We start from the raw sequence: 17,035 nt of genomic DNA, 5'->3' as shown, positions 1-17,035 counted from the left end.
AACGATTGATGACAGAATCGGGAACATAGGATTGCCGCATAGCTTTTGGCTACCTAACTGATTGAGTCCGTGTTAGGTAAGGTAACCCCAACCATTGCTGGACACGTTATGCACTGACAGCAGGCTTTGTTCCCGCGCCATTCTCAACCATCATTGGCCTTTGTACTCTGGTTTTCCAGGCTATATAGACGGGAAAGCCAGAGTCGCATAGTTTTTTCTTTAAGGCCAATTCCGAGTAAAATCAAGTATAATGAGTAGGTTAGGTGGAAATGCGCCCGTTTTCTGTGCATCTGTTCAATCATTATTTGCTCATTTCACTCTGGTTTTCCAGGCTATTTAGACTCCAAAGCCAGAGTCCTTTCGGAATATGTTCAACTTCCAGAGTATGCCCGAAACAAGATCAGCGGTTTACTGTCCGCCAACCCTGAAGGCTGGATGGATACTATTGAACCGTACAGGTTGTAGCGCGATGCCAGGCCGCCACCACCGGTCCGATACAATGGTCATTGGAATCGATCTGCGCAGCGATTTCCAGATGTTGATCACGCCATATCAGGTAACGATCTGACGCGGAAGACGAAACCCAGGCTGGCGGTAATCCACAGCGTGTCGTTGCAGACAAAGCCACAATCACGCTCTCTACACCATTTTCCCTGACGTAGCAGCGCAACCGACCTTTTTTACCAAGCTCCAGCAGAGTATCCCCCAACCAGTTCCGATCCATCCGCACCATGCCAGTAGGGTAATCGCTGAATTGCTCCATGAGGAATATCGGGATATCAACTGTATCTGGATGCGCGGCACCGGCAACATCCAGACGATGTGCCAAGAGGTTCCAGGCCTGATCACAAGGAATCGCAGGGTCCAGTCCGCCTTCGGGGGATTCCGTTACTGGTGGATAAATCTGGTCACTGATATCACTGGTGTCGATGGCCAACTTCTGCCGTGCCCAAGCCATCCAGGCCGACAAATCCGCTGCATGAGTGTCCCGCATGGGCGCATCTACCAAAGTCAGGGTTTGCGGCTGCTTCGCCCACGCAACCGCCAAACCCGGATTACTGGTATCGGCAAGGATTTGTTTCAGCGGTTTTTGTAAATACATCAGCGTTACTGGGCGACCAATGCCCGGAAGGCGGTCCCGCAGCAAAGCAAAAAAGACCGGCCGGACGGAGAGCAAAACCCAACATTGCTCGCCGATATCGGCCTTGAGGTGTATCCAGTCCCGATCCAGTGGCGGAAACTCCAGGACCAGACTCCAGCGTAAGGATTCCGGCAATATCCCTGTGGGGAGATGCAGAAATGCTTCCATTTGTGTTTCGGAAGCAATTTTCCAAAAATGAATGCCAGAATCCAGGTGCAGGGAATTCGCCCCTACCAGCCCCACCCATTTCACCAACTGCAGGAGTCTGTCATCACTGAGCGTGCGATTGCCTCCGAGCAAGCCCATCAGATTGCTGCGGCTGATCCCGAATCTGCGCGCTATTTCGACCAGGCTGAGCGGGGAAAGCGTCAGCACGTTGCGGAAGTTATCCATGGGGATGGGGTAGGGGCGGATAGGCATGCATTCCTCTAGGACAGGGCTTTTGAACGAACTGCATTATAGGTTATGCAGCCATCGTTCTGCAAAACGGTGACAGACAGCGTTAAAAAAGACATTGTGCAAAAAAGGCTGAACGGAATCGTTCACAATAGGTGTCGTTCTGTGCGGTAACGGGTCGCATCATGGTTTATGACGAGTTATCACATTTGCTACCTAGGTGGTGCGGCATTTCTGATCTGTGAAAGTGAACGACGAGATAGCAGCGGAAGCGGTCCTTCCCGTGCGGACTGGGGACGGTTACTATAGGACAGTAACAATCATTTGTGACCGGGGTCGTAAGGGAACATTATTCTGTATCTGCCGCCAAGGACGATATGTGGACACAAAAATAGAGCGGATCCCTAAAATCCCACCAGGACTTCGTGACGCCGCGCAACGAGGCGTTCTGATCCCTTTCGTGGGTGCGGGAGCGTCCCGCCTTGCAGGTAGTCCCGGATGGAAGGAGTTTGCTGATAGACTCCTACAACAACTCGTCGGCGCTGGTCGGCTTACTTACGCTGAAGTTGAACTACTCCGTCACTTAACCCCGCGCGTAAAACTTTCCTTGGCTCAAAGTCTCGCTAAGCAATTCGAGCATCTAATAGATTATTCTAAACTATTACATACGGACGACCAAACCAAGAAAGAAATGGGAGACCGCCTTCACCGTGCATTGTTGAGTCTGGGAACAACATTTGTGACTACGAATTATGACGAGTGGCTCGATAAAATGAAGGCTCCAGAGCCGCCTATCGTCGACACGGTATCAGCCCAGCCACAAATTCCAAACGGCCCAACGCAGATGAATGCGGTCTGTAGAAAATACGACTTTGTTGTGAATATGTTTCAGCCGAACACTGTAATCCATTTGCACGGTTGTATGAAGGACCTGGACAGTATGGTCCTTACTATGGCTGATTACATGCATCATTACGCAAACGATCGTGACGGTGACGAAAACCAAGTCCTGACGTTCTTGAAGAATCTCTTCGGTATGAGGTCCGTGTTATTCGTTGGCTATGGTTTGGAGGAGTATGAAATCCTTGAACAGATTATCATGCAGGCACGCCGGGCGTCCGAAACCGGCCGCGTGGAGGACCGGCACTACCTCCTTCAGGGATTTTTTTCTCACGAATCGAAATTAGTAGAGCATTTAAGCAACTACTACCGGCATGACTGTGGAGTTGTGCTTCTCCCGTTTCTGCGTGATGAGAAAGATCGGGAACAGATTGTGGACGTGCTGGAGGCGTTCGCTGAACAGATTCCTGCTTCTAGCCCCATGGTGTTGCAGGATCTGAATGACATGGAAAATCTACTGTAATGACTAGCCTTTCAAGCAATGAGAACGTGCTCTTGAATCGCATGGCTAAAAGCAGCGAACACGCGCGCCGTGGATTTCGGCTGATTCTTGAAAAGAGAAAGCATAATTTTGACGATCTCTTCGATGCACTTGCTGAAAAAGGCTTTTTTAATCCTGAAGAGAATCCTGCGCCAGAAAAGGTCGATGATGAAGGCCATTTCAGGGTTCCCTATTGGGATGCGTTAGATTATTTAGTGGCTGTCGCCAAAAAATCTGGCGAGGACAACAACTCCGATCTCGGCGAAAAAGTGATGAATGTCGTAAGGGATGTCAGCCAGACGCGCGATGAAGATGGCTCACTGCGAGACAATTATTATACCTATCATCGGTTCGCCACCATCCTTAGGTTAGTACCTCTGTCTGTCGTTTCGGAAGAAGATCTAGACCTTATTCCTAATTGGCTTCAGGGTAGGTTTGAAAGAGGCCTCGTCGGTCATGAACTGGGTCAAGGCGTCTTTCTGCGCATGCTTTCAGATGAACAACCTGAAAATTGGAGGAAAGCGTACCGCATCCTCTACCATTGCACTACGGTGCGATGGATTGACACCCCAGGCTTTAGCGGGAGCAGGGAAGAACCTATTACACTTATTGAGGATCACTGGCTTAAGGGTATGATAAGCGCTGGGGCAACCGTATTGGGGGAGAAAGTCGGAAGAGACGCTTGTGATCTCTTTGTGGAACGGCTTTGCGAAATTTTTGATCCCGAAAGACGCGGCGTTCCAAGCTGGATCCTGCGCCCCGCTATTGAGGAAAATTCACAAAATCGCTCATGGCGGGCTGCGGAAAATCGTTTTGTCGAGGGGCTCCGTGACACGCTGCTGGGTTGGTTGGACCATGACCAGGCTAACGCCCACGACTTCATTCAGAAGATGCTATGCGCTAATTCCAAGGTTGTGCAGCGTATTGGTGTTTACATGGTAAACCAGGGCTGGGACCGGTTGAATGATCTGTGTCCCAGCGTTCTCGCCCCGACTTTCTTTAATTTCGAATGTTTACATGAGACGTATGGACTGCTCAAAAAGCATTTTAAAGATTTCGCCGAATACAAGGAACAAACGATCCTTGTAATTCGTCAATTGCTGCCAGTTCCCGGATGTGATGACGCCAATCGGTATTTGATATCTCGCCAACGTGACTGGCTTTCTGCTGTGAGTGGCCAAGGCTATGAGCCTGCGGATAGCTGGTATTCGGAATTAAATTCCGATGCATCCTTGGGGCCAGTTTCCGAACATCCAGATTTCAATTCTTATCATGAATTAGCCATGGGTCCTGGATCAACACCATACCAGGCCGACGAGCTCGTCGCCTTCGCCAATGCCGGAAACATCGTGGAGAAGTTGAACGGGTTTCGACAACCAGATACTTGGCGTGGGCCAACTATCCAGGCACTTATTCATGCGCTTGAAAGTGCCGTGGGCAGCAGACCTGAAGTGTTTCTTCCTCTCCTGCCGAAGTTTTTAAGTGCCGATTGGCCGTATCAATACGGCATCATTAACGGATTTAAACTCTTTTGGGCCGCATCCACAGTTAACCAAAGAATCAACTGGGACATGGCGTGGGAACATTTGATCGGATTTTTTGAGTCCGTAATAGCAGCGCCCGAATTTTGGAGCGAGACAATGCCGAAGGATCAGGGCCCGATGTATCTGTTGACCCCCAACAAGGATTGGATTCCAACCGTGATTGCTGATTTCCTTGGGGCGGGAACGCAGAACGATGCAAAGGCTTATCCGACCAGTCTTTTGCCACGAGGATGGGCCTTGATCAAGATCCTTCTGGAGCACGCGACGCCAGTCGACACGGTAGCGGATGATCCGATGACACAGGCCCTCAACACTGAGAAAGGTAGGGTCATTGGCGTCCTTTACAATCATGCACTCAGAGTCTGCCGTGTGCGCGATAGTGAGATTGACAGTCATGACGAAGCGTGGAGGGAAATGCAGCCGATATTCGACGCTGAACTTGCGAAGTGCAAGAACGGGAATTACGAGTTCTCAACCCTCACCGCATCTTTCGCCATAAATATCGAATATTTAGCGCCCCATTGGCTACGCGCGCGCATCGCAGAAATTTTCCCGGTGAAGTATAGGAATAATTTCTTGTGCGCTTTAGAGGGCTTGGCATATGCTCAGATGACCCCCTGGATGTACACGCAGCTAAAAGATTGCGATGTACTGACTGTGGCGCTGCATGCGGAGCTGAAAGTCCGGCATGCTCGGGAAAATATACTTCACTGGATGGCACTCGCGTATCTTTGGGGCAATGAAACACTGGACTCCTCGCAATTTGCATATTTATTCGAATCCAAACAGATACAGGATCTTAGGGAAATTAGCCGCTTCTTTTGGAGCGTGCGTGGACAGAATTTAACGAAAGAACAAACGGACAGGATACTCACTTTTTGGGATCGTTGCATCGATTTAACTCATGACGGTAATGAGCCAGCATCAGAGTTTTTATCCAGCCTAGGCTTGCTTAGTTGCTATCTGGGAGGCATTGGGGAGAGGGAGGAAAGGTTGCTGCTTGTAGTGGCACCTTTTGTATACGTTGACTATAACGCCGATTTCTTCGTTGAGGAGCTTGATCGCCTAGCCGATGGAAACCCGGGAAAAGTAAGTAAGGTTTTACTGGAATTGTTGAAAACATATAATCCTGTTTTAGATTTTCAGGATCATTTCAAGTCCATAATAAGAAAATTTACACAGGCCGGTTTATTCAATGATGCAAGGACCGTCGCAGACAAACTGAGGCGCATTCCTGGAATAGAAGACCTTTGGAATGAGATTGACGTCTCGGCGAGCCGATCGAATAGTTGAGATTCGTTGTCCAACGTTTATCTCACTCATAAAAAAGTCGAAATAGGCCTAGTTTTGCTGGATATAGATTGTGCACGTCGAGCAGCTGCGGGACATCTTCACCGTGGTCAAATTTCAAGATGAATTACCGGTTAATGAAGGCCGACCAGATGATCAACAGGACTCCACCTGAGCCATGTCAGCAAACGCTCATGCACTAGCTAGACTTGACCACAGCTCCTTCTTAGCATATAAAAAACTTACTGCCGTGGGGCAATCTGCTGAAATTCAATTGGATGCTGCCGTACTGACAGCCTGTGCTAATTTTTCCTGACAGCAAGGTGCAATGAGTAACCGCGACGAGTTTCCCGAAGACACAAAACGGAAGGTGGCGCTTCGCGCAAATCATCAGTGCTCGTTCCATGGCTGCCCACAACCGACATCAGGCCCTAGCGATGAATCCCCTGAGGCCGTGAACATGATCGGCAAGGCCGCGCATATTCATGCCGCCGCGCCCGGACCAGGAGCGCGACGCTATCTTGCATCTATGTCCCGCGAGGAGCGCACTCATATCAACAATGCCATTTGGTTGTGCGCGACCCACGCCGACCTGATCGATCGGGACGAAGTGACATACACGGCGGACATGCTTCGGGCGATGAAATCCGACCATGAGGCGAAGTGCGCTGAGAGGCAACGCAACGCCCTTTCAACCGGGGAGGCCGTTCCCGACCTTGTCGCCATTGGACCCAATATCGTATTTATCGGGGAATTTCTGGGTGTTGAGGCCGAGGTGTGGAGCTTCCATCTGCGCAATTTCGTTGACGGCGATGTTCATACCTTGATCGCGCTCGCCGAGCGATACGAGCGAACCAAGGCCATTGAGCGTTATGTTCTTGTGAATGAACTTGGGGATGGACGCAGGCTCAGAGACAAGCCGTCTATCACCAGGGAGACGACTGGTGGCTATATGGTTCGGTGTCCGGTTTTCCCGAGCGCAGATCGCATCCGGGCCTCCGACCTACCGAAAAGCTGGGCACTCTCAGGCAGTGACGACCTAGTGGTTCAAGGTGGCAATTGGGCTATAACGTCTGGCCTGGAGGCGCTGCCGCAGCAGATGAAGACGTGTCTGTCACACCAGAGGGGCGAAAGCCCGTTTCACCAAGATTTCGGAACGCGATTTGCCGAGTATTACAATCTACTTGTCGGGTCGCCGTGGTTTGCCCGCTACCTGAAACTTGAGGTTATCCGTCAAGCCGCCATTCCCTACACAGACCTCACAAACGACCAGCAACATACCCCACTTCGGTGCGTTAAGCGCGTCTATGGGGTCGAGGTTCTCGCCAGTACGCCCACAAACAATTGGCTGCCAATTCGAGTAGACCTCGACGTTAATGGTGTGGGGAGATGGCGGAACAACCTATCTGTTTATATCCCGTCAGAACCCATTATAGCAATTACATTATAACTACATGGCTACAATCGTTAACCATGTGCCCGTGTTTAAATAGCGACAGCACTTCCCCCTCTTGCCGATTTTGCCACTTTCCACAAATCCTCCTTCTGTCAAAACAGAGCACATAAATCCAAAAAATAATCTTGGCCAGGCAATAGATACAAAGCTTCGCCACAACCTACAGAGCGTAGATTGAGTGAGAATACAAATTACGCCCAGCATTTTTTCCATATTAAATTTGGAAGAGCCAAATTTGACAAAAAACTACGCAAGATGCATTTTTGCAGAAATTTATGACACTTTTCCGCAGTTTTTTGTTGCACAATAATTAGGTGAGTAGCCGTTAGCTTACTGTAAATCACCGATCCTAAGTTCGTCATACCAAACCCGATATAAAGAGACAAATCGCGCTACAATGGCTTTGATCAGATCTTTTCTGTTATCATGGTACTTTGCTAATGCAAGATAGCGCTTATCCTCAATATATTTACCATCATCACTCATGGGTACGCTATTCTGCCAATGTTCCCATTCAGCATTTTCTTGCACAAAAGATGCGTTTCTTTTTTCATGTCCATTATTAACACTATAACGCTTATCGTCAGCATTTACTGACTTAAGTTTAAGAGTGGGGCTTATATCACTATCCGCACGGTTAGCCTCTAAAGGCCAGGCTCGTAGATTTCCAATGGAACCATGCCAATCCCATATTACTTGAGGAATATTTCGGCGCGAATTACCAGCATCGGAGCGTAACAAGTTCTGCGGATGGATATGGTCATAATCCCAAGGCCTATTCTTGTCTTCCATGTATTCGGGTTGCGAAGGGTCAAAATCTGGATACCATTTTCGCAGCCAGTCACGTTGTGCATAGAGTAGGATAGAATGTGAGTCGTAAAGAGTATCTAAAAAACGACGCGCTACCTGAAGCGTCGATTCGGCAAGGTCTGGGGCTCCATCCTCAGGTGCGAGTTGCTTGGCCCATTTCGCTTTAATATCCCCCTCTCTCACTAAGAGGTCAGTAAATGATGTATACCAATTCCATTCTTTCCAAATGCTACTGTCGACACTACTGATTGTGTTCCGACATCCCCTCTGCCCCGTTACTCCTCTGCTGCAGGCGAGATTAAGCTCCTTCACCGAGGGCAGAGGAATCATGCACAGATTGAAATGCTTATCAAGACGACAAGCATTTTGGAAACGGGTGTTGTTGAAATATTGGATAAGATTCTCATTATCCATTTTCTCTTGTAACTCAGACCAGATGGCAGAGCAGGCCTTACTCTTATCAGGGGCAAACCAGGCCAGCGCCGTTAAAAACCCCAGCGTCCGCCGATACGCCGTTTCGTTGATCTGCGCCGGAGTAATGTTTTTTTCCATTAGCCGATCAGCCCAACACAACAGAAGTAAATAAACATCAGGTGATTTCTGTGCCAATTCTACCGCTATTACAGGTAGCAAAGTATATGACTTTTTGCTGTCGACCAAGAACTGCCATGTGGCTGTTAACAATGCATTCGCGCTATCCTTTATGAAGGATTTTAAATCATCAGAAAAGGTTGGATGTTGGGGATTCTGGTCGCGCACCAAACGACGAAACTCATTTACACCCTGTACCGGCGGCATACTCAGTTTCTTATCTTGGCTTGTGTGCAATTGTCGACGGGCGAGGACCAGCCGCACGCATAGCATGGCGATGCGTGATGCCTGGGCAGGTTTATGGTCTAACCCGTCGATAAATTTTGCTGCGTCCGGCCAAGCAGCTTTGAGAAGCGAATAGGTTAGCTCCTCACCAGCAAGAGGCGTACCAGCACTGTTGACACGCACAAAGAGGAGTTCTATCGCATCTTTCTTGGCTGCATCGTCGGGCGTTAAAGCATCAGACGTAGTTTCTTCCTCAACATTGCATAGTGAATACGCCGCATTTCCCAAATCGAGTGAAAGTACAGGCACTTGGTATCCGCCATTATGGGCCAGGAGTTCCTGCAATCGCTGTAAAACAAAGTCGAGTCGGTGATACAGTGTCGAGTCTGTCAGCTCGAATGCCTTGCGCACATTCTGGCATTGTTTTTCAATCTCCTTTTGAGAGTTTCTTACCACTTGCCCACCATCAACCTCAGTTTGAAAAGCTGGATTGTCGGCGTACATTGGTAAGGTCTTGATGCGTTTCCAGGCTGCAGCTCTCGCCGCAGCCGAATCACCGGGATTTCGTTTTACTGCATCAATGAGCATTGCCATCGGTACTGAGGCTTCCGCATCCCATGGCCAAGTTTTCTGGAGCGCGAATCTCTCAGGCCGCAAACCTTCAAATTGATTAACAGCTCGAAAAGCCTGTAATGCCGTACGGACCTGATTGGCGGAAAGAGTATCATCCGGTTCGCTCCGTTTATAACCCCAAGGATGTGCTTGTGTCACCACTCGGAATACAAATTCGACCTCCCGGTTCTTTGGAGCTTCTGCTAAATCCAGCCATAGCACACTCTTTGCCTCCTTAATGTCATATCCCCAGAGATCGTAGAATCCCAAGGCGATACCTGTGGCACGCTGCTGACCATCCAGGAGGAGATGGGTCGGTTCTGGAAGATCGTCTTGATCGGACTGAAGTTTAAAGTTCTGCTGATTCAGCGCACCGTTAGGAGGGGATATGATAAAGGCACCAATCGGGAAGCGACGTAGTATAGAATCCCATAATTCCTCGATCTGCCTAACTTTCCAAACTCCACTCCGCTGTAAAGCAGGTAGAGCTGCAACGATGACTCCAGGTTTTTCTTGAGGAATTTGCCAAGCCGCAATTTCGGCGAGAGTAAGGAACGCGGCCGTATTGGATTCGCAGGATTTCATTTTATTATTATCTCTCGTGTAACTTTGTTGGGCTATATGGGCATCCGCTCCCTGTGGATGTGCTACCGCACCACCTACATTTGTTCGCCCCACTGCCATGATAGTGTTTTTTGGTTGGACTATAAGGACAACCGCTGCCAAGTGATGTAGAACCACAGAGTTCACATCGTTTTTCATCATCATTATGCTGATGTACTTTCGTTGGACTATAAGGACATCCTCTACCATAGGAGGTTGAGTTACAATATTTGCATTTTGTTGACATGTGATCTCTCCTGCTGGCTTGACGTGATGTTATAATTATATGGAAATTCAGTGAGTTAATTCACCTGTTGTGCGATCGGTTCCAAGAGGTTTGTTGACCAGACCGTTGAGCATCCAACGACCGCTTCCAGTCTGAACCAGCCCTTCGTTCGAAGAACTGCAGGGTCGCCCAATCGGACAGTTCCCAGTTAAAAGTTTAACAAAGTTTTAACCACTTCGCTTCCGACCAAACAGCATCAGCACCCCCTCCCTGCAGAAATTCATCGTCCAGACCAGACCATGGCGCAACAAATCTCGTCAGAGTTGTCTGCATTGATGGAAGAAGGAGGAGGGGCTTTCGAGCGGATTGTGCGTCTAACGAAAAAATAAAAACTGCGTGTTGTTACAGTACAGGACATTTGACATATATGTATTATTAGATATACTACGCACTACTGTCTGTCCACAAAAAGGAGGCTGACATGACCACACCCTACAAAGATCAACTCCTCGCACTTGGTGAAAAACTCAAACAGGACGTAAAAGCCGCTGGTAAAAAGCGTTCAGAGGTTTTTCTGTCCATCTGGAATGGCATTGAACAAAACCTGCTGGACAAGGATTTCGACTCGATGTCCGCGCGTGATCCAAAAACGCCCGTCGAACTGAGCCTGCGCGAAGGCTTGGTGGATATCGGACGTTGCTATCTGTCAGACGATGACCGCCTGCCCAATGACGTGCAGGTTGCCGAACAGTGGTTGATGATCGGGGCAGAGTGGGGGTCTTTGATGGGTCAGATGCTGCTGTTGCAGTTCCATATTGCTTTGGGCCAGACCGCCTACGATCCCCGCTGGTTACAAGCGTTCCGGAAATGGCAGAGCGAAGAGGAACGTGGGGATTTCCTCTGGAAGAACCAGAATCGGCGCTTCGAGAAGCTGTCTTCGGTGGCTTTTGAATTGGGTTTAAGAGCGGCTATTGCCCTACAGGACGCGGCCTTGGCGAAAGAAGTGTTGGACTGCATGCAGGCGGCCTCTTGTGATGATCTGTCATTGATTGGTCTGCAATGGCAGGCAGAGCGGTTATTGACCCAGAATGAACCGATTCCAGAATACAGTCGGCAAATACTGGGTAGCATTACCCCCGGAAATGATGCCAAGGAAAATCAAGCATTGTCCCGTTTCAAAACCTTGCTTGGCCCGCTGCCCTTGCAGACCTGGCCGGATAGCCCTTCCTGGGCGGAAGGTTTGCGCCAGGAATATCCCTGGATGGTGCCGGCCATAGACAAGCTCGAAAATGAATGGGCACTGCATCATGTGACGGGGCATCCGGTATTGAAATTCCGCCCCCTCTTGTTGGTCGGCAATCCTGGACTCGGCAAAAGCCGCTTTGTGCAAAGTCTGGGGAAGACACTGGGATTGCCCACGGCCTTTTTGATGATGGCAGGGATGAACGATAACATGATGCTCAAAGGCACGGCACGAGGGTGGAGTGCCGCACGGGCAGGTTATCTGGTCGAATTCATGCGCGAAAACCGTCAGGCCAATCCGTTGGTCTGTCTGGATGAAATCGAAAAAGTCGGTACCAGCAAACACAATGGCCGCCTATGGGAAACCCTGCTGACCATGCTGGAACCGACCACCGCCCGCTGCGTCACCGATGAGTATTTGTTGGGACCGGTGGATTATTCGGCCGTCAACTGGGTGGCCACGGCCAATGACCTGCGTGATCTGCCCAAACCCCTGCGCGCGCGTTTTACCATCATTCGCGTGGGTGAACCCGAAAGCCGGGACTTTGATCGTATTTTTACGAACACCCTCCAGGATATTGCGCGGGATCTGGGCACGGAATCCTGGGCATTGCCTGCATTGCCACCAGAGATTGTCGAGGGCTTGCGGCGGCAGTTTCGGCGCAATCCCGGTTCACTACGGCAATTGGGCGTCACCACACGTTCTTTGCTGCAACTGGAGGCCAGAGCACAGATGGATAACGGGACAGCATCGCGTTACTTCCATTGAAGAAAATATGGCACGCTGCGGTGATCAGGATGTCGGGCCGTAGATGCATGGACATACCCACCATGCCGTGGATTACTCCATTGGCGCGGTGCGCATTTTGTCCAATGCCTTCGGCTACCCGAGAGAAGGGACTGGCGTACAGCTGGATCAGGTGATTGAACTGGAGGAGAAAAATTCATGAACCCGCGTGTCATCATGCACCCAGCCAATCTACAGGGCCGGGACTTTATCGTCGGGGATTTGCATGGTCATCCCGATGTTCTCTACCAGCTCATGGATCAGGTAGGCTTTGTTGTCGATACGGATCGCCTGTTCAGCGTGGGCGATCTGGTGGATCGGGGTCCAAACAGTGCCGCAGCACTGGATCTATTGGATGCGCCATGGTTTTATCCGGTGCTGGGCAATCACGACGCTATGCTGCTGGCGACCTTGAATATGGGTCATTTGCGGGAGATGGAGCGGGCCGAATCCCAACGGACGGCAGCCTACGCCGATCTTTTCAACCAAAACGGCGGATGGGATTGGCTGCGTCTGTATCGCAGCGAGGAAGAATGCTTTGAACAGTGGCGATCAGTCCTCGCACGGGTGCCATTGGTCCGTATTGTTGATGCAGAGAATACGACACCGGCAGGTCGTTTTCAGGTGCTGCACGCCGATCTGGTCGCAGAACGGGAGAATACGATGGCGGTGTGCTGGAATGATACTGATCTCGCAGATAACACCCATCCCCGTTGGCAGGAGGCGCATCCGGTCATCGGTTATGACGCAACGGGGACTTGGGAAGATCATTTATTGTGGGGACGGAGTTTGCGTTATGCCCTGTCCCATGAAATCCCCATCATTCCGGCCGCGCTATCCCGAACTTATGTAGGCCATACCATCACGCCACCCCGGGAAGGCCGTTTATTGCAGGTCGCCGGACATGTGTTTCTGGATACGGGGGCCGCCCATCTGGACCAGCCCGAAAAATATCTCAATCAGGGTTTAACCCTGTTTTGCCATCAGGAACAGCAGGGCTGGATGGCCACAGCCACAGAAATAGTGTGCGTGGCGCTGGGAAATGCGCCCGCACTCTAAAAAAACAAGGGGAGAAAGCACACATGGATATCGCCTTGGAACAGGCCTTGCGGCGGGATTATCCCGCACTGTACAGCCGCTATCGGGAAAATCATTTCTGGTGCGAAGACGGCTGGTATCCATTGCTTTGTACCTTGTCACAGACGCTGGAAACCTACGCCGAGGAGCATGGCATCCGTATTCACGTCCATGAAGTCAAACAGAAATTCGGGACAATGCGTTATTATTATAGCTATGACGGCGTGCTGACGGACCGGCAGAAACATGCCCTGTTTCAGATCGTCGAGGAATATGAGAATCGCTCCCGCCGGATCTGTGAGCACTGCGGTTTGCCGGGCACCTTATTGGTCCGTGGCGGTTACTGGTATGTAGCCTGCCCGGAACATGCCAAGGACGGACTTACGCCCGCTGCCTTCCAAAAGTTGCAGGAATCCCCATCTCAACAAAAAGGATGTCCAACTGAAGGCTCTTCTACCGCAGGTCGGTCGAGCGCTGATCCGGAACAGGAGGCGTCCACCTATCGGCGTTATGTGGCTATCCGACGGGCACATTATGCGGAAGAATTGGCAGAAGCGCGAAAGCACTGTCATCATGCCGACACCGGAGCGCAGGTGCTGCATTATCTGGCTGGCAGTGTCGGTTCCGGTAAAACCCTTCTTTCTGAACCGTTGCGCCACGAATTGGGTATAGCGGAAAACGCCTGGGTCGATGTGGATCGCTATCTGCCACAGCTCCCGAAAGAGCATGCCCATCTGGTCACGATTGCCCGTGCGGCCATTCATCGCTGGTTGCCCGATAGGGATGCCGCAGAAGCGGCCATGGGTCTGATTCCAGCCGCCAATGAACCACTGCCGGAATTGCAGGTGGCCTATCTGCTATCCAATGCGGACTGGCGACGGGGTATGGATTCCCGCCAGAATCTGCTGGTGGAAACCACCTTCTTCCTTGCCGGCCGGTTTGATCAGGTGCTGGAAAGCGTTCGGGCAGGGGCGGTCATCGATCTGGATTATGTGGGAGTACATGATCTGGATACGCTGGCCCAGCGGGTGCAATTCCGTGCCCGGAACAGTGATCGGCAGGATATTCCCGTGACCCAGATTCAACGCAACCTGTTTGCTGGTTTCACCCATACCGCGCTGGTGGCACATCTTGCGCGTCGCCTGCGGATTTATGATAACCGCAGCACGGCGGACCCGATGCCGACCGACTATCGGCCGCCCTTAATGCTGGAAATAGAAAAAGGGGTCATTCTCCGGCAAAGTGCGGCGTCATTGCCCTGGTGGGCGGAGATTCTGCGGGATGTAGCGCTGGGGGCGGACCTGGGCGTGGATGTGGATGCCTTGTACCGTTAGCTTTCAGCCATGACGATGCTTTTTAAGATGAGCCCTCTACAAAAGGAAACCGGTTATGCGTATCGCCTATGCTTCTGATCTTCACCTGGAGTTGGATGCCTCCATCACCATGACGGGGCTATCGACCGTCGATGTGCTGGTTTTGGCGGGCGACGTGGACACGATGCCGGAGTATTACACAGAGTTTCTGCGTAAACTGCGGAGAATCTACGATGGTCCCGTCATCTTTGTGCTGGGTAACCACGAATATTACGACGGAATCTTCCCCGATGACCGGCAGAAGTACCGCGAGGCGATTGCCCATGACCGCCAAGCCTTTCTGCTGGAAAACGAATCGATCCTTTTGGGCGCAGTACGCTTTTTGGGGGCGACTCTCTGGACGGATTTCGCTGAGGGGAAACAGAAGCACAGTTGCCAGCGCATGATGTCCGACTTCGAGGTGATTTATGATGGGCAAGCACTACAAACCGGCATTTCCGGTAGTATCACGCCAGAAGCCATCCTCAAGGTGCATCGGGACAGTATTGTCTGGATGGATGAGCAATTCACCCAAAATCCACATCAAGGACCGACGGTTGTCATAACCCATCATGCACCCAGCTACCGAAGCCAACATCCCCGATTTGCCGGAAGCCCCATTTCGGGAGGCTTCTGCTCCGATCAAGAGCAGCGCATTCAGCGCTGGCAGCCCGAACTCTGGATTCACGGCCATGTACATGATCCGATGGATTACCGCATCGGCAAAACCCGGGTGATCTGCAATCCATGGGGATATCCTGATGAAGGGAATGAACGTATATATCGGATTGCGGAGGTTGAAACTTATCCCTGACATTATGTATCAAAAAAAACTGCCATTATTAAACAGGTGATATTCCTCAAAATAGGACCTAACGACACACTGGGCTATTTCATCAGATTTGTGTTTTCATGTTTCACGAAAAAAATATTGAATGGGCATTTTCCTCTTGGAGAAGAGCGTACAGTGAACATGATTTTTCAGAGTGCAAAAAATTGGAGCTTTTGGGGGAAATGCTTAATCCATGAAAAAAGTCCAGCAAACAGTGCCGTTCAATGCTGACCCGAAAGTTCATCCTTCTCGGAAGAAGAACAGTACGCCTTGTTGCGTATGGAAATCAGGATACACCAATTCGGTGTAGCTGGCTCTTCCGACCGGCACCTATTTGGTGCACCCGTATCTATCTATTAATATATCTATTTATAGTAAGCGGTATAACCAGAATGGGTTAGACGCCTCAGATCAAAAATTTACTCCCATTTCCGCAATCGCAAAACTTCTGCACGATGCCTCTTGGCGACTTCCGGATCAAAGGGTTCCAGCGCATCACAAATATCGGCAATTTGCACGGGCCTGCCACCCCAAACATCTGCACTGACTCCCATAGAACCCGGTTGCGGTGGGAAGTTGCCATGCACGTGACCGTATAAATGAATCGTGCCATTCCACATGCCCGGCCATTCCCGCATCGGATAATGGCACAGAAAAAGGCTCTTTCCCTCTACATGAATCTTGGTCATTTCCTGTACGCTGGACCACCCCTTGATCTGATTGGAATGGACAGGATCGTGGTTTCCGCGAATCAGGTGTTTGGTGCCATTCAGCTTTTTGAGGAGTAGCGCGATCTGGTCTGGCTTGAGCATGGAAAAATCGCCCAGGTGATAGACGGTATCCCGAGGGTCCACCACGCTGTTCCAGATATCGACCATGGCGCGATCCATCTTATCTGCATCTGCAAAAGGCCGCTGGCAATAACGAATAATGTTGGCATGCCCGAAATGACTATCGCTGGTGAAGAAGGTCCGCAGCATGTATCCCAACCTCAATGCAAAAAATGCATCCTGTCACAACCTGATGAGCCTTTTCCATATCTGCGGCAAATCCATCCGGTCATGCGGCCTGAATCGAGATAACAGTAAAAGCTTATTTACGCCTGCGTCTCAGATTTGTAAGATCACCAGTAAGGAAAAACTTCTGCTGCTTTTGCAGGATTGATTGTGTTCTCCTGCCCATAGAAAAAAAGGATGCCGCTTATGATGCACTGGATGATGGATAGTCGCGCGGGTTTTCTGTTTTTGCTGATAGCGGCCTTTGTAATCGCGGCACTGGTCTATGCGCTTCCAATCTTTCTGGCCTGGACCATGGGAAGTCCCTACCTAAGTGCCATCACGCTCTTGGACCTCTTTCTGGGATGGACGGTACTGGGCTGGATCGCCGCTTTAATCTGGGCCATAGCTTTGGGTAACGGCGGCACCTTCGATGAAGATGGTCCATCCCGGCACAAACCCTCCCTCTGAACCA

12 protein-coding genes are annotated in these 17,035 nt (G+C 50.5%); 9 read left to right on the top strand and 3 right to left on the bottom strand.

Annotated elements, in window-relative coordinates; translation table 11 throughout:
• Positions 1-442: 442 nt before the first annotated feature.
• The gene (locus HJG40_RS02680) at positions 443-1,561 is read right to left on the bottom strand and encodes a hypothetical protein (RefSeq protein ID WP_215862766.1); all 1,119 of its coding nucleotides are present in this window, start codon (positions 1,559-1,561) and stop codon (positions 443-445) included.
• Between the two features lie 355 nt (positions 1,562-1,916).
• Between HJG40_RS02680 and HJG40_RS02675 the strand changes: the two genes are divergently transcribed.
• The 3 genes from HJG40_RS02675 (at position 1,917) to HJG40_RS02665 (ending at position 7,202) form a co-directional block, all read left to right on the top strand.
• On the top strand, positions 1,917-2,900 hold the full coding sequence (locus tag HJG40_RS02675; protein WP_031574598.1) for an SIR2 family protein: 984 nt from the start codon (positions 1,917-1,919) through the stop codon (positions 2,898-2,900).
• Between the two features lie 32 nt (positions 2,901-2,932).
• Positions 2,933-5,755, top strand: a complete 2,823-nt coding sequence (locus HJG40_RS02670) for a hypothetical protein (RefSeq protein ID WP_215862765.1) — start codon at positions 2,933-2,935, stop codon at positions 5,753-5,755.
• 325 nt (positions 5,756-6,080) lie between these two features.
• Complete coding sequence (locus HJG40_RS02665; protein ID WP_215862764.1) at positions 6,081-7,202, top strand: hypothetical protein; 1,122 nt, start codon at positions 6,081-6,083, stop codon at positions 7,200-7,202.
• Between the two features lie 336 nt (positions 7,203-7,538).
• Here the strand turns inward: HJG40_RS02665 and HJG40_RS02660 are convergent, their stop codons facing one another.
• Positions 7,539-10,214 carry a DUF262 domain-containing protein gene (locus tag HJG40_RS02660; protein WP_215862763.1) on the bottom strand — a complete coding sequence of 892 codons (2,676 nt, stop codon included), beginning with the start codon at positions 10,212-10,214 and terminating at the stop codon, positions 7,539-7,541.
• A 542-nt stretch (positions 10,215-10,756) separates the two neighbouring features.
• Between HJG40_RS02660 and HJG40_RS02655 the strand changes: the two genes are divergently transcribed.
• Genes HJG40_RS02655 through HJG40_RS02635 form a run of 5 tightly spaced genes read left to right on the top strand, consistent with a single transcriptional unit; the run spans position 10,757 to position 15,547 of the window.
• On the top strand, positions 10,757-12,286 hold the full coding sequence (locus tag HJG40_RS02655) for an AAA family ATPase (protein ID WP_215862762.1): 1,530 nt from the start codon (positions 10,757-10,759) through the stop codon (positions 12,284-12,286).
• A gap of 43 nt (positions 12,287-12,329) precedes the next feature.
• Complete coding sequence (locus HJG40_RS02650) at positions 12,330-12,467, top strand: hypothetical protein (RefSeq protein ID WP_155270555.1); 138 nt, start codon at positions 12,330-12,332, stop codon at positions 12,465-12,467.
• Entirely contained in the window at positions 12,464-13,363 is a 900-nt protein-coding gene (locus HJG40_RS02645; protein WP_215862761.1) for a metallophosphoesterase, read from the top strand. Before HJG40_RS02650 ends, HJG40_RS02645 begins: the two co-directional genes overlap by 4 nt.
• Positions 13,364-13,386: 23 nt before the next feature.
• Complete coding sequence (locus tag HJG40_RS02640; RefSeq protein WP_215862760.1) at positions 13,387-14,715, top strand: hypothetical protein; 1,329 nt, start codon at positions 13,387-13,389, stop codon at positions 14,713-14,715.
• Between the two features lie 55 nt (positions 14,716-14,770).
• Positions 14,771-15,547 carry a metallophosphoesterase gene (locus HJG40_RS02635; protein WP_215862759.1) on the top strand — a complete coding sequence of 259 codons (777 nt, stop codon included), beginning with the start codon at positions 14,771-14,773 and terminating at the stop codon, positions 15,545-15,547.
• Between the two features lie 437 nt (positions 15,548-15,984).
• Here HJG40_RS02635 and HJG40_RS02630 read toward each other — a convergent pair whose 3' ends face one another.
• On the bottom strand, positions 15,985-16,545 hold the full coding sequence (locus tag HJG40_RS02630) for a metallophosphoesterase family protein (RefSeq protein WP_215862758.1): 561 nt from the start codon (positions 16,543-16,545) through the stop codon (positions 15,985-15,987).
• A 222-nt stretch (positions 16,546-16,767) separates the two neighbouring features.
• Here HJG40_RS02630 and HJG40_RS02625 point away from each other — a divergent pair, with 222 nt between their 5' ends.
• Positions 16,768-17,031 (top strand): superinfection immunity protein, encoded by a 264-nt coding sequence (locus HJG40_RS02625; RefSeq protein ID WP_215862757.1) that lies wholly within the window; start codon positions 16,768-16,770, stop codon positions 17,029-17,031.
• Positions 17,032-17,035: the final 4 nt, after the last annotated feature.

Source organism: Acidithiobacillus concretivorus, assembly GCF_018853445.1.
GTDB lineage: Bacteria > Pseudomonadota > Gammaproteobacteria > Acidithiobacillales > Acidithiobacillaceae > Acidithiobacillus > Acidithiobacillus concretivorus.
This window is presented reverse-complemented; position numbering and strand designations above follow the sequence as displayed.